This is a genomic window from Clostridium sp. AF28-12 (assembly GCF_003435225.1).
GTDB classification, from domain to species: Bacteria; Bacillota; Clostridia; order Lachnospirales; family Lachnospiraceae; genus Pilosibacter; species Pilosibacter fragilis.
In genome coordinates this window covers 159,413-178,567 of record NZ_QWGJ01000001.1, presented here as the reverse complement: position 1 = coordinate 178,567, position 19,155 = coordinate 159,413, and the positions used below count along the sequence as shown (strand labels likewise).

At 49.9% G+C, this 19,155-nt stretch carries 17 protein-coding genes; 3 read left to right on the top strand and 14 right to left on the bottom strand.

Going from position 1 to position 19,155, the window contains the following annotated elements; translation table 11 throughout:
• Positions 1-97: 97 nt before the first annotated feature.
• The 5 genes from DWY93_RS00830 to DWY93_RS00810 all read right to left on the bottom strand — a co-directional run bounded on the left by DWY93_RS00830 (position 98) and on the right by DWY93_RS00810 (position 5,996).
• Positions 98-808 (bottom strand): ComF family protein, encoded by a 711-nt coding sequence (locus DWY93_RS00830; RefSeq protein WP_117469073.1) that lies wholly within the window; start codon positions 806-808, stop codon positions 98-100.
• A gap of 34 nt (positions 809-842) precedes the next feature.
• Positions 843-3,107 carry an ATP-dependent RecD-like DNA helicase gene (locus DWY93_RS00825; protein WP_117469072.1) on the bottom strand — a complete coding sequence of 755 codons (2,265 nt, stop codon included), beginning with the start codon at positions 3,105-3,107 and terminating at the stop codon, positions 843-845.
• A gap of 2 nt (positions 3,108-3,109) precedes the next feature.
• On the bottom strand, positions 3,110-4,108 hold the full coding sequence (locus DWY93_RS00820) for a rod shape-determining protein (RefSeq protein WP_330579494.1): 999 nt from the start codon (positions 4,106-4,108) through the stop codon (positions 3,110-3,112).
• Between the two features lie 184 nt (positions 4,109-4,292).
• The gene (locus DWY93_RS00815; RefSeq protein WP_015553089.1) at positions 4,293-5,393 is read right to left on the bottom strand and encodes a cell wall-binding protein; all 1,101 of its coding nucleotides are present in this window, start codon (positions 5,391-5,393) and stop codon (positions 4,293-4,295) included.
• 345 nt (positions 5,394-5,738) lie between these two features.
• On the bottom strand, positions 5,739-5,996 hold the full coding sequence (locus DWY93_RS00810; protein ID WP_117469071.1) for a hypothetical protein: 258 nt from the start codon (positions 5,994-5,996) through the stop codon (positions 5,739-5,741).
• 119 nt (positions 5,997-6,115) lie between these two features.
• Here DWY93_RS00810 and DWY93_RS00805 point away from each other — a divergent pair, with 119 nt between their 5' ends.
• Both DWY93_RS00805 and DWY93_RS00800 read left to right on the top strand, forming a co-directional pair.
• Positions 6,116-7,225, top strand: coding sequence for a DUF5722 domain-containing protein (locus tag DWY93_RS00805; RefSeq protein ID WP_117469070.1), 1,110 nt, complete (start codon positions 6,116-6,118; stop codon positions 7,223-7,225).
• Between the two features lie 216 nt (positions 7,226-7,441).
• Complete coding sequence (locus DWY93_RS00800) at positions 7,442-8,536, top strand: hypothetical protein (protein ID WP_117469069.1); 1,095 nt, start codon at positions 7,442-7,444, stop codon at positions 8,534-8,536.
• A gap of 228 nt (positions 8,537-8,764) precedes the next feature.
• Here DWY93_RS00800 and yajC read toward each other — a convergent pair whose 3' ends face one another.
• The 5 genes from yajC to scfA form a co-directional block, all read right to left on the bottom strand.
• Positions 8,765-9,043, bottom strand: a complete 279-nt coding sequence (gene yajC, locus DWY93_RS00795; protein ID WP_015553085.1) for a preprotein translocase subunit YajC — start codon at positions 9,041-9,043, stop codon at positions 8,765-8,767.
• A gap of 20 nt (positions 9,044-9,063) precedes the next feature.
• The gene (tgt, locus tag DWY93_RS00790) at positions 9,064-10,209 is read right to left on the bottom strand and encodes a tRNA guanosine(34) transglycosylase Tgt (RefSeq protein WP_015553084.1); all 1,146 of its coding nucleotides are present in this window, start codon (positions 10,207-10,209) and stop codon (positions 9,064-9,066) included.
• A gap of 44 nt (positions 10,210-10,253) precedes the next feature.
• Positions 10,254-12,494 carry a protein translocase subunit SecD gene (secD, locus tag DWY93_RS00785; protein ID WP_117469068.1) on the bottom strand — a complete coding sequence of 747 codons (2,241 nt, stop codon included), beginning with the start codon at positions 12,492-12,494 and terminating at the stop codon, positions 10,254-10,256.
• A gap of 141 nt (positions 12,495-12,635) precedes the next feature.
• A complete protein-coding gene (gene scfB / locus DWY93_RS00780; protein WP_117469067.1) occupies positions 12,636-14,042 on the bottom strand; it encodes a thioether cross-link-forming SCIFF peptide maturase in 1,407 nt (468 codons plus the stop codon).
• 248 nt (positions 14,043-14,290) lie between these two features.
• Positions 14,291-14,437 carry a six-cysteine ranthipeptide SCIFF gene (gene scfA / locus DWY93_RS00775; protein WP_015553081.1) on the bottom strand — a complete coding sequence of 49 codons (147 nt, stop codon included), beginning with the start codon at positions 14,435-14,437 and terminating at the stop codon, positions 14,291-14,293.
• Positions 14,438-14,830: 393 nt separating this feature from the next.
• Here scfA and DWY93_RS00765 point away from each other — a divergent pair, with 393 nt between their 5' ends.
• On the top strand, positions 14,831-15,190 hold the full coding sequence (locus tag DWY93_RS00765; RefSeq protein ID WP_117469065.1) for a TIGR04086 family membrane protein: 360 nt from the start codon (positions 14,831-14,833) through the stop codon (positions 15,188-15,190).
• Here DWY93_RS00765 and DWY93_RS00760 read toward each other — a convergent pair.
• The 4 genes from DWY93_RS00760 to DWY93_RS00745 all read right to left on the bottom strand — a co-directional run bounded on the left by DWY93_RS00760 (position 15,187) and on the right by DWY93_RS00745 (position 19,155).
• On the bottom strand, positions 15,187-15,306 hold the full coding sequence (locus DWY93_RS00760; RefSeq protein WP_117469064.1) for a sodium pump decarboxylase gamma subunit: 120 nt from the start codon (positions 15,304-15,306) through the stop codon (positions 15,187-15,189). The genes DWY93_RS00765 and DWY93_RS00760 overlap by 4 nt on opposite strands.
• 12 nt (positions 15,307-15,318) lie before the next feature.
• Complete coding sequence (locus DWY93_RS00755) at positions 15,319-16,446, bottom strand: sodium ion-translocating decarboxylase subunit beta (protein WP_015553077.1); 1,128 nt, start codon at positions 16,444-16,446, stop codon at positions 15,319-15,321.
• Between the two features lie 332 nt (positions 16,447-16,778).
• Complete coding sequence (locus tag DWY93_RS00750; RefSeq protein WP_117469063.1) at positions 16,779-18,077, bottom strand: hemolysin family protein; 1,299 nt, start codon at positions 18,075-18,077, stop codon at positions 16,779-16,781.
• A gap of 388 nt (positions 18,078-18,465) precedes the next feature.
• The gene (locus DWY93_RS00745) at positions 18,466-19,155 is read right to left on the bottom strand and encodes a P-II family nitrogen regulator (protein ID WP_015553074.1); all 690 of its coding nucleotides are present in this window, start codon (positions 19,153-19,155) and stop codon (positions 18,466-18,468) included.

Below are 19,155 nucleotides of genomic sequence, written 5' to 3'. Positions count from 1 at the left end.
AGGCCTATACAAAAAGCAAGTGTTTATGCATATGCTTTTGCATATTTATGCAGTATCTCTCATTCTATAACCTGTATGCATATCACTTTTCCCTGTCCTATCTGCCCCCGGTCATGCAGATCACAACGAAATAGATCCGGCTGATCCCCGATGCCCGCAGGGCTCTCGCGCACGCCTCGATGGTACTGCCCGTTGTATAAATGTCGTCCACAAGGATCACACTCCTGATCCCCTCCGGGATCTCCCCCGCCGCAAAGGCACCGGAAAGGTTCTTAAGCCGCTCCGCTGCCGAAAGATCCTTCTGCGGCAGCGTCTTCTTATTTCTCACCAGCATTTCCGGTATCACCGGAATCCCCAGCTTCTTTCCGATGACCCGTGCCAGGATCTCTGCCTGATTGAATCCCCGGGTCTTTTTCCTCGTGGCATGGACCGGCACCGGGACCAGGGCATCTGCCTGCATCCGGCGGATTGTCCGTCCGTACCGTGCCGCCAGAGCTGTCCCGTAAAAATCCAGGTACTCTCTCTTATTATTGTACTTGATCTGCGCCATGGAATGCCTCGCCGCCTCATCGTAATTTAATAAGGCGATCCCGTACTCAAAGGCACGCGGATGGCGCATGCAGTCCGGGCAGAACTCCAGACTCCCGTCTTCAATCTCTTTTCCGCATTTTTTACATACCGGTGATCTTACAAACGATAGTTTATGAAGGCAGTCCGGACAGATCATCCGCCCGGAACTGCCAGTGATATCCCCGCATACCGGACAGCGGCGGGGATATAGGACATCAAGAATTTTATTAAATTTCATGTTAAATATAAATATTAGAACAAATAGTGCAGGTCTATTTCTGCATCATAGATGTATCAATCTCCAGAATCCGGTCCTTCAGCCCTGAGTACCGTTTCTGCTCCACCTCATTGTCCACCATCGCCTGGAACACCTCCGGTATTCCCACGAGGCAGACGCAGGATTTCGCCCTCGTAACCGCCGTGTAGATCAGATTTCTCGTCATCAGCATCCGCGGACCGGAATGGACCGGGATCACAACCGCCGGATACTCGCTTCCCTGGGACTTGTGGATCGTGATCGCGTAGGCGAGTTCCAGCTCCTCCAACTGCTTAAAGCTGTACTCCACCATCTTCCGCTCATCGAACTCCACCTCCAGAGTTTCCGCAAAGCTGTTGATGGACCGGATGATCCCCGTGTCTCCATTAAAGACGCCTTCCCCTTTTTCCACCGGGATCCCGTACCTGTTGCGGACCTCCCACTCGATCTGGTAATTGTTTTTGATCTGCATGACCTTATCGCCGACCCGGAAGATCGTTCCGCCGGACTCCTTTTCCGCTTTCTGCGGTGCAGGCGGATTAAACCGCTCCTGAAGCTGCTTATTTAGCGCCTCCACTCCGAGAGCACCTTTCCGCATCGGCGTCATGATCTGGATATCCGACATCTCCGCATGGACGTAGTTCGGCAGCTTATCCTGTACAAGGACCATCATATCCTTCACGATGTCCGCCGGATAGTCACGGCGAATAAAAAGGAAATCACGGCTCTTCTTATTTAAGGGAACCACCTCTCCGTCATTGATCTTATGGGCATTGACAATAATGTCACTCTGGGCCGCCTGGCGGAAGATCTTTGTAAGTTTTACAACAGGGAACGCCTCAGACGCGATCATATCCCGCAGGACATTTCCCGGTCCGACGCTCGGAAGCTGGTTAACATCTCCCACAAGGATCAGCCTCGTCCCCACATTTACTGCCTTTAAGAGCGAGTGGATCAGGCTGATGTCGACCATCGACATCTCATCGATGATGATCACATCCGCGTCGAGAGGATTTTCCTCGTTCCGCTCAAAATGCATGCCCTCCAGCCGGTTCTCGCCGGAATTGCCGTTGTTTTTCGGATCCGCGACAGGCGCTCCGGTCAGCTCCAGAAGGCGATGGATCGTCTTTGCCTCATATCCGGTCGCCTCCGTCATGCGCTTTGCCGCACGCCCCGTCGGGGCCGCCAGAAGGATCTCCATATCTTCCCGGTCAAAATAGTGGATGATCGTGTTGATCGTCGTTGTTTTACCAGTTCCAGGTCCTCCGGTGATAATAAGGAGACCATTGCTCACCGCCTCCATCACCGCCTGCTCCTGGAGCTCATCCAGCTCGATCTTCTCCGCCTCCGTGATCTTTTTGAGCCGTTTTTTCACGTCCTCCTCATTGATCTTCGAGTGAATATTCAGATCATGCAGCATTCTCGCCGTATTGAGTTCCATATAATAGAACTGCGCCGGATAGACGATCCGTTTCCCATCCTTTTCCTTCACCACCAGCTTCTTCTCCATCTGGAGATCCACCAGATGCTTTTCCATGTGCTCCGGTTCTACATTCAAGAGTGCCGCCGCATTGGCAAACAGCTCCTCCTCCGGCAGATATGTATGACCGTTTCCCGTCGCCTGGAGCAGAGCATAAAAAAGGCCGCTGCGGATCCGGTAATCAGAGTCGGTAAAGATACCGACCTTTGCCGCGATCTCATCCGCGATCTTAAAGCCTACGCCCTGAATATCATCCGCGAGCTGATAAGGATTTTCCTGGATGACCGAGTACATCTTCGGACCGTAATGCTGGTAGATCTTCACCGCAAGGTTCATGGAAATCCCGTACTGCTGAAGGAAGACCATGGCCTGGCGCATATCCCGTTTTTCCTCCACCTGACTGCTGATCTCCATCGCCATGCGCTCGCTGACACCCTTTACCTCTGCGAGACGTTCCGGCTCCTCCTCCATGATCCGGAAAGTGTCTGCCCTGAACTTCTTTACGATCCTTTTAGCTAAAGCAGCTCCGATGCCTTTGATAGCACCGGAGCCGAGATACCGTTCAATTGCCAGTGTGTCCTCGGGAGCCTTTATCTCATAGCTCTCCACCGCAAGCTGTTCACCGTAGATGGAGTGTTCCACCATCCGGCCCGTCGCCTCGATCCGCTCTCCCTCACTGATGTAGGGAAATGTGCCGACGAGGATATATTCTTCTCCCCCGTCCGCCACGCTTAAGACCGAGTAACCGTTATCCTCATTGCGGTATTTGATTCTTTCCACATAGCCTGTTACAGTTGCCATTTTTATTTTTCTGCGCCTTTTCCGCCGTGTGCGAACTCGATAAACTTACCGGTTCCGATCGCAACCGCGGTGAGCGGCTCCTCCGCGATCATCGTCGTGATTCCGGTCTTCTCCTCGATCAAGGCGTCAAGTCCGGAGATCAGGGATCCGCCGCCGGTAAGAACAATTCCGCGGTCAAAAATATCAGCCGCTAGCTCCGGTGGTGTACGCTCCAATACATTGTGTACAGCGTCTACGATCTGCATCGCCGGCTCTCTTAACGCCTCGAGTGTCTCGTCAGATGTGACAACGATGGTCTTCGGGAGACCTGTCACAAGGTTTCTTCCGCGGACTTCCATCGTCACAAGCTCCGGACGGCGGTAAGCCGCACCGATATTGATCTTGATCTCCTCAGCGGTTCTCTCACCGATCAGGAGGTTATGTTTCTTTCTCATATAGCGGACGAGAGCTTCATCGAAGTCATCTCCGGCAGTCTTAATAGAAGTACTTACTACAGTACCTCCGAGAGAGATCACTGCGATATCCGCAGTACCGCCTCCGATATCTACGATCATGTTTCCGCATGCCTTGGAGATATCGATTCCTGCACCGATCGCTGCCGCAACCGGCTCCTCGATAATGCAGACCTCACGGGCACCTGCCTGATAAGTTGCATCCTCAACGGCCTTTCTCTCAACCTCTGTCGCTCCGCTCGGGATGCAGACAGCGATACGCGGTTTTCTTAAGGTTCTCTTTCCGACCGCTTTGTTAATGAAATATTTTAACATTTTTTCGGTTACGGTATAATCGGAAATTACACCTTTACGGAGCGGTCTTACCGCAACGATATTACCCGGAGTACGTCCGATCATCAGACGCGCCTCCTCACCGAAGGTAATTACTTTATTCGTCTCTCTGTCCAGTGCTACTACGGACGGCTCCTTTAAAACAACGCCTTTTCCCTTAATGTATACAAGGATGCTGGCGGTACCTAAGTCAATTCCAATGTCGTTGGACATCATCATTGTCGTCTTCCTCCTGTCTCTCTAACTGAAAATCTCCTGAATCCATTTCCACATCCCATCGGTGGGATGTGCCTCGCTTATCTCTCTATCAGAAAACCCTGCTTTATTCAGGGCGCGAAATATCAGTTTTTATTATATACGAAAGACCTTTGTTTTTAAAGGGGTTTTTGAAATTTTTATTCTACTGCACCCAGACGCCATTTTTATCAACATAATACTGTCCGCCGATCATCTGGCTCGTGAGCATCGCGCCGTCAGCTCCGCAGTAGTACCATGCGCCGTTCGTCTGTACCCACTGGCTCTTGACCAGCGCGCCGGACACTCCGCAGTAATACCACCGGTTGTTGTTCATTACCCACTGGTTCTCTGTCATATATCCGGACTGGTTGAAATAATACCATACGTTGTTGATCAGCTTCCAGTTCGCCACTGGGTAAGTCTTATCCGGGTTGCACCACCACCAGCCGTTGCCGTCGCGGAGCCATGCGCCGTCTGCGGTGCTGGAGGAGCTGGAGCTTGTCTGATTGTTTGATCCTGAGGAACCGCTGCCGTAATACTTCGCTGCTGCTGTGCGGTTCGCGTAGATTGCGGATGCCTCGCTGCTGTTTACATCTTTGGAGTCAGACTCCTGCCAGCTGGTCTCGTTGTTTCCCCGGATCGCTTTTACCTTAAATGTATAACTTCCACTTTTTGCGAAGGAACCACAGAAGTTGTAGTAATCATTCGTTGTCGTATATGTGGAGCCCACTGCGCTTCCGTCCCTATATAAACGAACCTGATATTTCTTTGCGGAATCAGATCCCTCCCAGCATGCAACTCCACCGTAGCTGTCATCCCAGAAAAGATCATATACTTCCAAATCATCATCAGAATCATAGTCCGTGTCGATATCTTCGATCTTCGGGAGTGTCACATAGACAGACAGCTTTGAAGTACTTCTCGAAACAGATGTCACCGTCTGATCATCATTTCCGAGATATACATCGGATCTACCGAGTCCGGTGGAGAACGTATATCCGCTCTCCGCGCCAAGAGTAACTTTTACCTTCGGCTTTGTGCTGTCGTTCCAGTCTCCGCTCGGTGTATTTGTGACTGTCACCTCATCCACATAACAGCCGTCATCCGACACTTCCGCCTCAACTTCAAGGTTGTCGGAATCTGTCAGGACTGCACTGATATCGATCGTGACCTCCTCGATCCTTTCCGATGCCATAACCGGAAATGCCAGCATTGCTGTCATAAGAAACGCTGCGGGTACTAATATCATTTTTTCTTTCTTCATTGTGAACCTCCCCGTTTTCTTTTTCTCTTATCTCAAGATGTTGGGATCAAAAGCTTTTGGCCTCTCTGATACCAATTTATTATATAGTATATCAGATATTTATGGACAATTTATGTTCAAATTTCCTGCCAAACTTCGGCAAAAATGCGGCAGATCTCCGGGAAATCCTCGGCGCAGGATTTGTTGTCTGTCTCTGTGCCAATTTTCGCCATATTTCGATACGGCTCTTCATTATTCGTTAAGTAATTTTACTTTCTTTTAATTTTTTACTCACAGTTTAGACACATTTTGTCTATATAATATAATTACGTTATCCGAAAGGATAACCTGCCTTTGTTTCAAGTGTTACACTTGAACACACAAAGCTTTTTCATACTCATACCTGTCGGAGGCAACTCTGGCAGGTCCCCCTAAAAAATTGATACTTTCCATACTCCCCTTAGGGACTGCAGGAACGGCTGCGGTCCCTATTTTTTGCTCTGCCAGCTTGCCAAAGTTCTTTTTTCCTATATCCTTGTTTTTAACTTTTATTTCCGGACATAATTGTTTCAATTTCAAATTCCGGCATTTTCCCCTTTTCACCAGTTTTACGTCCCTTTCCATTGACTTCTATTCCGCCTCACGGTATAGTAAATATATGAACATTGCCAACAGTGCGGAGGAATTATTTTCAGGAATCAATGCTCCGCAAAAAATGGCTCATTCCACAAAGGGGAAATCTTATGAATTCACTGAAGCGCATCGCAGCTGCCGCGCTGTCCGCAGCGCTCTGCTTTTCCATTGCCGTTCCGGCCTACGCCGACCACTACCAGACTCCAAAGTCCATCAAGGGCGTTCTGATCAATGAACATGCCCAGATCCCGGACGTTCTCGAGGTCGGTGCTTCTCAGGTCGTTTTAAATTTTCCGATGTCCTGGGCATTCAGCAGCCAGTTGTCTGTCTGCCAGGATCTCTACACAAAGCTTGACCAGGCAGGCGTCACTGTGACGCTGATCGTCTTAAACGACTGGGCAGCAGCGAGCTACAGCCCGTCTCTTCTTCCGGTATCCCAGCCAACCGGCGCAAGCTACTACGCGTTCAACACCTTAAACGATGCCGGCGTCCAGGCCACAAGAGAGGCCGCGAAGCGCGTCACAGAGGCATTCAGGGATTGTGTCTCCAACTGGGTCATCGGCAATGAGATCAATGATGGACAGGCGTGGAACTATATCGGGCAGATGGATATTGACACCTACTGTTCCAACTACGCGACCGGATTCCGCACCTGGTACGACACCATCAAAGGTTCCAACAAGCTGGCAAACGTCTATATTCCGTTCGACTTCCGCTGGAACTGCGGACAGGTCGAGGGCTTCAAGTACGGCGCTATGGACATGATCCCGCGGTTAAACAGCCGCCTGAAAGATACCGACTACGGTATCGCATGGCACGCATATCCGGAGACCTTCGAGGATCCGGTCTTCTCCGATGACAAATATACACTGGAAAAAGCAGATACTTATATCATCAACCTGAAGAATCTTCATATTCTGACCGATTATATGCAGCAGGCCGACATGCTTTCCCCGTCCGGAAAGGTCCGCCACCTGATCCTCTCCGAGCAGGGATTCACTTCTGATTCCCCGGTCCACGGCGGTCAGTGCCTCGATCTCCAGGCCCAGTGCATTAAGGAAGCTTATGAGACCGCAAAGGCAAATCCATACGTTGAGGCATTCCTGTTGAACCGCATGAAGGATGAGCAGGGACTTCTGGGTGCGCATTATGCGTTCGGTCTCATCGATGTGAACGGAAATAAGAAGCCAAGCTTTGAGGTTTATAAAACCCTTCAGTAATTTTTCCAATGCCTGACCGTCCGTGTTAAGAATACAGCAGACAACCAGATATTTTTACAATAAATCAATTGACAAAACAGCCGCCCCGGTCATATCCAGGCGGCTGTTTTCACATCTGTTTTCTTTTTCCAGGCCTGTTCTTTCGTTACACCTTGTTATTTCCCTGTTCCTGTCGTATGATATGGATAAGCTGAATTTACAACCGAGAGGAGACTTATGTATACTTACACCTGGTATCAATGGCTTACGTTTTTTTATCTATACTGTTTCTTTGGATGGATCTTCGAGTCCACCTATGTTTCCTTAAAACAGAAGCGATTCGTGAACCGCGGCTTTCTGCGGCTGCCAATGCTGCCGTTATACGGAAGCGGCGCAGTCATGATGTTATGGGTATCTCTCCCGTTTCAGGACAGCCTGATCCTCACCTATATCTCCGGCGTTATCGGTGCCACGGCTCTGGAGTACGTGACTGGATATGTGATGGAGCGGCTTTTCAAAGTCCGCTACTGGGATTACAGCAACCAGCCCTTTAATCTCCACGGTTATATCTGTCTCAGCTCCTCCATCGCCTGGGGATTTCTGACGATCTTTATGACGCACCTGATCCACAAGCCCATCGAGCGGGCTGTCCTCGCAATGCCGCTCTACTGGGATCTGTTTTTTGTGTTTTTTGTGACGGTACTCTTTGTTTACGATTCCATCATCTGTACGAAGGAAGCACTTGCCTTCGGAAAGTCCCTGGAAGCTATGCAGAAGCTCCGTGCGGAACTTGACAATCTTCAGGTACAGCGCGCTCTTCTCAAGATGAATGCCGAAGACCGCTTGCAGGCCGCCAAAGAAGAACTGCTGGATCAGATCGAGGCAAAAAGAATTCAGGCTGCGGCTCTCACCGGAATGAGTATGGAAGAATTCCGGGAAAAAGCCAGTACAAAACTGGGATCCATCAAGGAAAAACCGGCTGCCGGTATGTCCATGCTTCGCGAAAAGGCCGGATCCGCCGCAGATTCCATCCGCGATCTCTCCAATGTCAGCCTTGAGGAATTAAAGGCAAAGGCCGGAGGAAAGCTCGACAGTCTGAAGGACCTTACCGGAATCCATCTGGAAGCGCTCCGCGGGAAATCTGCGGAACAGCTTGCCGAGATGTTAAAGGAACGGGAATCCCGCCTCGCTGCACTCCGAACGGAACGCCGCCGTTTCCGCAAAGAAAGAATCCGCTCCAACCCAACCGCTGTTTCCACGAAATATGCACGGGAATTTGAAGAATTAAAGAAATACTTTGAGGACGAAGGAAGAAACGCAACGCCGCAGTAGAAACCGGAGGTTTCTTCCCGGCTCACCCAAAAAAGAATGTGCCTTGGCACATTCTCGCGCCTCGTGCGGTCGCTTGCGACAATCTACATCTTCGCGCGAGTGCGCATCTTTGGCACGTTAGTGCCTTTTTATGTAACAGGGAATTCCTCGGAATTTCCTGTTACATAAAAAAGAGGTTCATCTCCCCATAAGTGGAAATGAACCTCTTTCTTTTCTGTTTTTCAGGTCTTACGCCTCCGGTTTCTCAACCTGGACGATCGCCTGCTTCTGCATCGGGATACGGCAGTTCTTATTGTTGCCAAACTCAACGATAACGGTATCGTCTGTCATATCAATGATCACTCCGTAGAATCCGCTGGATGTCAGCACGCTGTCACCGACTGCGATGCTCGCCATCAGTTCCTGCATTTTTTTCTTTTCCTTCTGCTGCGGTCTGATCGCAATGAAGTACATGAAAGCAAAGATTAAAACAATATATCCAATCCAAAATGCCGGGCTGTTAGTCATATCCGTTGCACCTCCTTTTCTTATACCTTGTCTTTATAGTTCCCTGTTACGCCCTCCAACTTTTTCTCTTTGTACTCGGCGTAGCAGTGGTTCTCGATAGCTTCCCTGATCTCCGTCATCATTGTGTTGTAGAAGTAAAGATTGTGGAGCACGCATAAGCGCATTCCAAGCATCTCTTTTGCCTTCAGGAGATGGCGGATATAGGCCCTGCTGTATGAGCGGCAGGCCGGACACTGGCATCCCTCTTCGATGGGGCGCATATCCTTTGAAAACTGCTCATTAAACAGGTTGATCTTTCCGTGGTTTGTATATACATGACCATGACGGCCATTTCTTGTCGGGTAAACGCAGTCGAAGAAATCGACGCCGCGGTCCACCGCCTCAAGGATGTTCGCCGGGGTTCCGACGCCCATCAGATAAGTCGGTTTCTCTTCCGGGAGATGCGGAACCACCGCATCGAGGATACGGTACATCTCCTCGTGACTCTCACCGACCGCAAGTCCGCCGACCGCGTAGCCGTCGCAGTTCATCTTCGAGATCGTATCCGCATGCGCGATCCGGATATCCTCGAAGGTTCCGCCCTGATTGATGCCGAACAGAAGCTGTTCCTTATTGACGGTATCCGGCAGGGAATTTAATCTCGCCATCTCCGCCTGGCATCTCGCCAGCCACCTTGTAGTTCTCGCGACAGAATTCTCCATGTATTCTCTGGTACACGGATGCGGAGCGCACTCATCGAATGCCATCGCGATCGTGGAGCCAAGGTTTGACTGGATCTGCATGCTCTCCTCCGGTCCCATGAAAATCTTATGACCATCGATATGGGAGTTGAAGTACACGCCTTCTTCTTTGATCTTTCTGAGTCCGGCGAGGGAAAATACCTGAAAGCCGCCGGAATCGGTGAGGATCGGACGGTCCCAGTTCATAAACCTGTGGAGCCCGCCGAGCTCTTTAATCAGCTTGTCGCCGGTCCGGACATGAAGATGGTAGGTGTTGGAAAGCTCCACCTGTGTCCCGATCCCGCGAAGGTCATCGGTGGACACAGCGCCCTTGATCGCGGCGACAGTTCCTACATTCATGAATACCGGCGTATGGATCGTGCCGTGGACTGTCTCTACGTCAGCCCGTTTGGCACGTCCGTCTTTTGCCAGAATCTTATATTTCATATTTCTCTTGCCTTATCGTTATTTTCGAAACGACGTTCTTCCGGTTATTTTCCGGATTTCTTCGCTTCCTTTGCTGCCTTCTCAGCATCCTTCTTTGCCTGTTTTTCAACCGCATCCTTCTTCTGCTTCTTTGTGGTCATTACATACCACATAGCGCCTGTCAGGCATACGGAAGAGTAGGTACCACAGATGATACCTGCCATTAACGGGAGTGCGAACTCACGGATGGAGGATACGCCCATGATGAACAGAACAAATACCATGACAAAGGTCGTCAGGGATGTATTGATGCTTCGTGTGAAGGTCTGGGTGATACTTGTATTTACGATATCAGCGGTGGATGCCTTCGGTCCCATGAGCTTGATGTTCTCACGGATACGGTCGAAGATAACGATCGTCGCGTTGATGGAGTATCCGACGATGGTAAGCAGGCAGGCGATCGCTGTGGAGCCAACGGACCACTTTGCGAGGGCATAGCATGCAACTACAACCAATACGTCATGGACAAGGGCTAAAACAGCACTTGCAGCGAAGCGGATATCCTTGAATCGTACCCAGATATAGAGAAGCATAAATACGGTAGCGATCGCTGTAGCCATAACCGCGTCGCGCTTCATCTCAGCACTTACCGCACCGGAGATGCTCTCTGCGGTAATCTTGGACTCATCAACGCCGAAGTTCTCAACAAGTGCCTCGTCTAATGCCTGACGTTCTTCCACGCTTAAGGTTCTTGTCTTGATGATCACCTCGTTTGTTCCCGCAACCTTCTGTGTCTGCGTATCCGCACTGTTTGTGATGGATTCGACTACCGGAACAACCTCGCTTGAGATTCTCTCCAGAGACATGTCCTCATTAAAGGTCACGCTTGTGGAGGTACCGCCCTGGAAGTCAAGGGAGTAATTGAACGCGTTTCCGATGGAAGACTTGTTCATTACCATTCCCGCAACGCCTGCGAGGATCATAACAGCAGAGATGATAAAGCAGATATTTCTCTTTCCGAGGAAATTGAGCGCCTTCTTCTCTTTTCTGATGCCGTAGAACTTCTGATCCTGGAATCCAAGGTTATACAGGGTGTTCAGTGTGAACTTTGTAACGAAAAGTGCTGTGAACATGGAAAGAACGATACCAAGGGCAAGTGTTGTAGCGAAGCCCTTAACTGTACCGGAGCCTCTCCAGTAAAGAACAGCCGCTGCGATCAGTGTTGTCACGTTACCATCGACGATGGCGGATAACGCTTTCGCAAAACCTGTCTTGATTGCGGAATGAACGGTCTTTCCGAGACCGATCTCCTCCTTGATACGGGTGAAGATGATGACGTTCGCATCAACCGCCATACCGATGGAAAGGATGATACCGGCAATACCCGGAAGTGTTAATGTAACCTCAAAGGCCGCGAGCAGGATCAGCATCAATGCCACATAGAGGCAGAGTGCAAGGGATGCCGCAAGACCCGGTATGAGGTAAACTACGATCATGAATACGCATACGATTCCGAAACCGATCGCGCCGGCCTTTAAGCTTGTCGTGATCGCTTCCTGACCAAGTTTCGCGCCTACCACGTTGGAACGGAGTTCCTCCAGTTCCAGGGAAAGGGAACCGATACGGATCGTGGACGCAAGATTCTCAGCCTCTTCATAGGAAGTCATGCCGGAGATAGAGGCCTGTCCTCCTGTGATCGCCTGCTGTACGGTCGGGTTAGAGTACATCACATTATCGTAAACGATCGCGATCTTCTTGCCGACGTTCGCTGCAGTCACATCTGCGAATTTCTTAGTACCTTCATCCGTAAATGTAAGCGCTACTTCATAGTTATTGTTTCCTGTCTGCTGGTCTTTATAGATCACAGCTTTCGCAGAAGCTACATCGGTTCCTTCCAGTACAACATTCCAGTTCTCATCATAGAACTGTAAGGATCCCGGCTTACCGAGCTCTTCCAGGATCTTGTTCGCGTCTGTGACACCCGGAATATCAACATTGATACGGTTTCCGCCTTCCTGATAAACCTCTGCCTCAGAGCTGTAGTTCTGTACTCTCTGCTGCAGCTTGTACTGGGTATCGGACATATCCTCAGCACTCGGATTCTCTTCCTTCGCCTGGTAGGTAATGCTGACGCCGCCTGCCAGATCCAGACCGAGCTTGATTCCGCCATTCTGGGAAGTTACTCCGTTCTCATCGGTGACCAGCTTACTCTTCTGAAGAGTATCATAGCCGAAAAATCCGAAGATACCGAGCACAACGAGCAGTCCCAGGAGGCCGAGCAGTCCCTTTCCTTTGTTGCTCTTCATGATAAAATCTCCTTCTTGATATGATTTCGAGGTTCAAAAGGCTTTTTGTCCCTCTTGATTCCGGAGTCTGTCGTAATCACCGCCTCCGTCATCCTTACAATAACAATCCGGGGTTTTCTTCCCCTGACCGCTATGATCGATTTAGTTGTTTTCCTCGTCCTCCGCTAAAGCAGCACGGATCATAATCGCGCACTCGATACGTTTTTTCTGCATTTCGCAGCCGATATCGTAGGCATCCGTAATGCTGCCGTGGAAGTTGAAGGAATTTGCCGCGCATCCGCCGCTGCAGTAGAATCTCGCAAAGCAGTTTTTGCATTTTTCTTTCGCATATACGTTGCAGAGCTTGAATTCATCGCGCACCTTCGTGTTGACCACGCCGGTATCCACGTTTCCAAGCAGGAACTCTTCATTTCCAACGAACTGGTGGCACGGATATAAGTCTCCCCACGGAGTTACCGCAAGATACTCGGTTCCTGAACCGCAGCCGGACAGACGTTTCGCAACACACGGTCCCTGACTTAAATCAAGCATGAAGTGGAAGAATTTGAATCCTCTTCCCTCTTTCTGACGTTTTACAAACTCTTTTGCGAGTCTGTCATACTCATCCATGATCTGCGGAAGATCTTCCTCACGGATGGAGTACGGCTCTTCCGGAGCTGCAACTACCGGCTCCATAGAAAGCTTCTCAAAGCCGAGGTCCGCATAGTGGAGGACATCGTTTCCGAAATCCAGGTTGTTTCTTGTGAAGGTTCCGCGGACGAAATAATCCTTCTCGCCGCGTGATTTCGCGAATTTCTGGAATTTCGGAACAATAAGTTCGTAGCTTCCCTTACCATTTCTGAACGGACGCATCCGGTCATTGACCTCCGGACGTCCGTCAAGACTTAAGACCACGTTGCTCATTTCCCTGTTGCAGAACTCCATGATCTCATCGTTTAAGAGTACGCCGTTTGTTGTCAGTGTAAAACGGAATTTCTTATTGTGCTCCTTCTCCTGGGAACGTCCGTATTCCACAAGCTGTTTTACAACGTTCCAGTTCATAAGCGGCTCGCCGCCGAAGAAATCAACCTCAAGGTTGATGCGGTTTCCGGAGTTCGCGATCAGGAAATCCAGTGCCTTCTTTCCGACCTCAAAGCTCATGAGGGCGCGGCGTCCATGGTACTCTCCTTCCTCTGCGAAGCAGTACTTGCAGGCAAGGTTGCAGTCATGGGCAATATGAAGGCAGAGTGCCTTCACGACCGTCTGACGTTTCTTGAAATCGATCACATAATCTTTGTAAATATCCGCAGCAAACAGCTCCTCCGCGTCGATGAGCTCCTGAATATCGGAGAGCGCATCCTCAATATCTTCTGCAGAGTACTTACAGACCAGTGCTTCTCTCACTGCTTTTTTCTGGTCATCCGTGAGAGGCATCGGTTTTTCCATATCCGGGACGATCTTCGCGAGAACCTCCACGGCATCGTAGAGCAGCGCATCCACGGAATGAACCGATCCACTGTTTACGTCCAAAACAATATGGTATCCATTATTTATATACTGATGTATCAAAGCTAACTTTCTCCTACTGTCTTAATTTTCAGGTGACTGTTCCGTCTCTTCCCGATTACAGTCACGATCTGATGGTCTCCTGACTTCTTTCTTACCTGCCCTTTGTGGTCTGTCAGTGGCGGCTTTCCCGGCATCGCTGTCCGGGAAACCCGTCACCGGCAGATTCTTTGATCAGACAAGAAATAGCCCCTACAATCATACGACCGTAGGGGTCTCTTTAAAAACTTCCGTTTATTCGAAGCCCCGCATTAGCGGTTGCTGTTTTCACAGCTCTGGTTTCCTACTGTGCAGGATGTTTTGCACGCAGACTGGCAGGATGTCTGGCATTCGCCGCAGCCGCCCTTCTTCATGCTGTTCTTTAAAGTGTTGGAACTTAAAGTCTTTACATGCTTCATGGTATCATTTCCTCCTGTTCTCTTATCGTGGGCATAATACCCCGAATTTAAATGAAATTATACCATACGATTTTCTATTATGCAACGGATTTTATTGCCGTGATGCAGGAAAATCCGGTACAGAGATCCACTTTTTGTCTGCATAGCATGCCGCAGGCAGCTTCCCGATCATGTCCGGCAGCCACAAGGGAAAAATATCCGGGTGCTTTTTTCAGCCAAATCGGCTCATCAGTTACAAGATCAGCCGCGCAATGCATATGCATGGCCGTTCCCCACATATCCTGTATAAAGCAAACGCTCACATCATGATGTCCTCTCAGGATCTTTCTGTACCTGATTTTATGAGTTCCGGAAAGACTCCCGGAGTACATCCTTCAAGAAAGGAGTTTTCTCATGCAGACAAACCCGGTATGGCGCATGGTACGCGCCCTGATCGCAACTTATATCCTCTCCGGAATTCTTCTGGCGATACTGTCCTTCGCCCTTTTTAAGTTCCGCCTCCCGGAAAACCAGGTCAATCTCGCTGTCTGCGCAGTCTATATCCTCTCCTGCTTTTTTGGCGGCATGATCGCCGGAAAAACAATGAGGACCAGGCGTTTTTTCTGGGGCCTGGTCCTCGGAACTCTCTATTTTCTGTTTTTATATCTCATGTCCCTCGCCCAGAAGGACGGTGTCACGGAAGACACCAAAAGACTTCTCTCTGTCCTCGCCATGTGCACATTGAGCGGAATGGCGGGCGGGATGGTGAGCTAACGGTCTCCCACCTTCGTGAGGAGATAAACAACGAGCGCCAGGATCCCCATCACAACGAAGATTCCAAGCATTCCCTTCCACATGATCCCTAAAGCAAGCATTACATTTACATTCATAGTCCAGACCTCCTACATAAAGAATCCAAGGATGATTCCGCCGGCAACTGCAGATGCGACCTGACCGGATACGTTCGCTCCGATAGCATGCATCAGAAGATGGTTTGTTTTGTCCTCCGCAATTCCCATCTTCTCAATGACACGGGCAGACATCGGGAATGCGGAGATTCCTGCTGCTCCGACCATCGGGTTCACTTTGTTCTTGCTGAACAGATTTAAGAATTTCGCAAACACGACGCCGCCGATGGAGTCGAAAATAAAAGCGAAAAGTCCAAGGCCCATGATCATCAGTGTCTGTAAGCTTACGAACTGGTCCGCTTTCATTGAGAAGGAGATCGTGATTCCGAGAACAAGTGTGATCAGGTTCGCGAGTGTCGTCTGTGCTGTTTCGGAAAGGCTGTTTAAGCAACCGCATTCACGGATCAGATTTCCGAACATCAGGAATCCTACAAGAGCAACCGATGCCGGAGCGACAAGTCCTGCGACAAATGTTACAATGATTGGAAAAGCGATTCTTGTGAACCGGCTTACTTTTCCCGGCTCATACGGCATGCGGATCATGCGTTCTTTCTTTGTCGTAACCGCTTTGATCGCCATCGGCTGGATGATCGGCACAAGTGCCATATAGGAATATGCCGCCACCGCGATCGCTCCGATGTAGTTTGACTTCAACACCTGAGATACCAGGATCGAAGTCGGACCATCTGCCGCTCCGATGATTCCGATAGAGGCAGCGTCCTTGATATCAAAGCCGAGAAGTGATGCCATAAAGATCGTAAAAAAGATGCCGAACTGGGACGCTGCACCAAAGAGGAACATCTTCGGGTTCGAAAGCAGCGGTCCAAAGTCGATCATAGCTCCGATACCGATAAAGAGCAGCAGCGGGAAAGCCTCCGACGCCTCAATGCCGGATTCAAAGAGCCACTGGATGATTCCATGAGTCTCACCGGCGCCCTCCATAAACTGGTTTAATACACCGCTGGCCGGGAGATTCACAAGGATCGCACCGAAGCCCATCGGCAGAAGAAGGGCCGGCTCATAATTTTTCTCGATTGCCAGGTAGATCAGTAAAAGCCCTACCACATACATGACGACCTGCTGCCAGGTGATCGATAGTAATCCACTCCATAAAAAGTCCATAAAAACTCCTCCTTGAAAATAGTATGCGCAGGTTTTTCTCTTTCCCTGCCAATGGATTCCATGAAATTTTACAGACCGTCTTTTTTTGCCGCCATATCGGATCGCCCTCGGATCCTCAGAGCAACAAAAAAAGACTTTCTGCAGAAATTTCTCTCTGCAAAAAGTCTCGTTACCATTTTACCGGTATGCACCACCAGACGTTTCCGCCGCGATTGTTGACAGTGCATTTCAACTACTCCCCTTTTGGATAGTTTCATATTAATTGGTTTGAAAAAAATTGTCAAGACCGAAAGCTGTACATTTTTCGCTAATTTTGTCGCGGTTCAGTAACTTCACCGTTCGGGTTTGCTCTCCTGCTCACTTTCTTCGCTCTTCTGCGGCGCATCCAGAATATACAGATGCACCTTGTCAATCCGGTTTCTCTCCACCGTATCCACCACAAACCGGAGATTTCCGCTTGTGACTTCCTCCCCCGCCTGCGGGAGATGGTCTAAAAGGCCGATAATATAGCCGCCGACAGAGTCGTAATCTTCTGACTTGAGATCCAGACCAAGCTGGTCGTCGAGATCATCGAGTTTCATAGCGCCCTCGATCACATATTCCTTCGGATTGATCTTCCTGATGCTGTCTTCCTCATCCGCATCGTACTCGTCGCGGATCTCTCCGACGATCTCCTCAAGCATATCCTCCAATGTGATAAGCCCGGCCGTCGCGCCATACTCATCAAGAACGATGGCAACGCTGTTCATGGTCTTGCGGAGTTCCACCATAAGCTCCGTCGTCTTTTTAAACTCGTAGGTGTAATACGGCTCACGCAGGTAATCCCGCAGCTTAAATTCCTTGTCTTTCGGGATCAGGAACAGGTCCTTGATATTCACGATGCCAATGACATTGTCCGTCGTCTCCTCATAGACCGGATATCTCGTATACTTCTCCTGTCGGAAAATATCCATGATCTCCTGATAGCTGGCATTCACATCGAGGAATGTCATATCGATACGCGGAACCATAATGTCCTTCGCGACAGAATCCCCAAAATCGAACACGTTGTAGATCATCTTCTTCTCGTCTGACTCGATCACACCCTCTTCGTGGCTGACCTCCACGATCGTGCGGAGCTCATCCTCTGTGATCGCGTCCTGTTTCTTGTTCGGATCCACATGGATCATCTTTAAAACGCCCTTGGAGAGGACATCAACGACCACGATCAGCGGTGTCAGGACCTGCATGATCAGGTAGATCGGTTTCGCGAACTTGAGTGACAGGGTCTCGGAATAGATCGTCGCGGAAGTCTTCGGTGTGATCTCACCAAAGATCAAGACTAACAGCGTCAAAACGCCGGTTCCGATACCGACATATTTATTTCCAAGCACGTCTGTGACCAGCACAGTCATCAGAGAAGACGCTGAAATATTGACAATATTGTTTCCTATTAAGATTGCGCTGAGCATTTTGGGCTGATTGCTTAAGATCTTCTCCAGCACAACGGCATGGCTGAGTCCCGCCTCCGCGAGATTCCGCACACGGATCTTATTTACCGTCATCATTGCCGTCTCCGCCGATGAGAAAAACGCGGATAACGCCAGAAGTCCAATTACGATCAGTCCCTGCAGGGCTTGCCCTGAATCCAAAAAAATCAACTCCTAAATCTTTATAAATTTGACGCCGCCCGGTTTCTTCCGGAGCTTCGTCCATGTTTTGTCTCCCCGCACGCTCCGCTCTGTGTCCGGACCGGTCGAAGATTTACGAATGATTGTACAATACTCTATATGCCGTGTCAATGGTTTCGGGGCATTTCCGCGGCGTTTTTTTAATGGCAGTTACAGTACACGGGCACTCCATGCCCGCGCACTGTAACTGGATTTTGCCGATGCTTCGCATTCCGAATCGGCAAAATCCGCGGTCATAACGGTATCATACGGAATTTTCAGTTCAGAAAATTCCTACCCATGAAAAGTAACTAATGGCACCGTTCCGTTCGTTCAGGCCTGTGATCTGCTGCGGTCAGCGCGAAAGATCTTAATCATCCTCATTCTTCTCGATCAGACGCATCCCCGCTGTTTCCGTCACCGGCAGAGAGAAGACGATCGCCCCCGCCTTGCTTCCGATCCCGGCTTCCTTCATGATGCTCTGCATGATGCCGTTTTTATCCTTTGTCTTCGTGACCATAAAGATCATCTCTTTCTCCTGAGCAAGGGAAACGCCTAAAAACTTTTCCGCCTTCTCCATTCCCGTTCCCTTCGCATGGATCACGGTTCCGCCGGTAGCGTTGGCCTTTCGCGCCGCGTCCATGATCACATCCGTATAGCCCTGATTTGCGATCACTACAAGAAGCTCGTAGTCTGTTCCTTTCAAGCTGCTTTCCTCCTCTTTCTCAAATCCACGATCCTCGGTCAAAAAGCGAAGCTGCCGCTTTCCGCCGATGCTGCTCAGGGGAGTCACAAAGGCGATCCCCGTTCCAGGAATATCGATCTTGATCTCCTGTTCCAGGCCCTTTTTTACCTTTTTCCATTCCGCCGCCGTCACTACCGCAAACTGGACGGCCTTTTCCGATGCCTCTAACCCGAAGGCGTCCAACACCTCCGACGCCGCGGTTCCCCGGCCTAACGTCAGGAATGTGACGGAAATCCCATATTCTTTATAGAAGGCGAGGAATCTCCGGCTCTGGTTCCGGTCGCTGATCGTCGCCATCAAGTATAATTCGCTCAT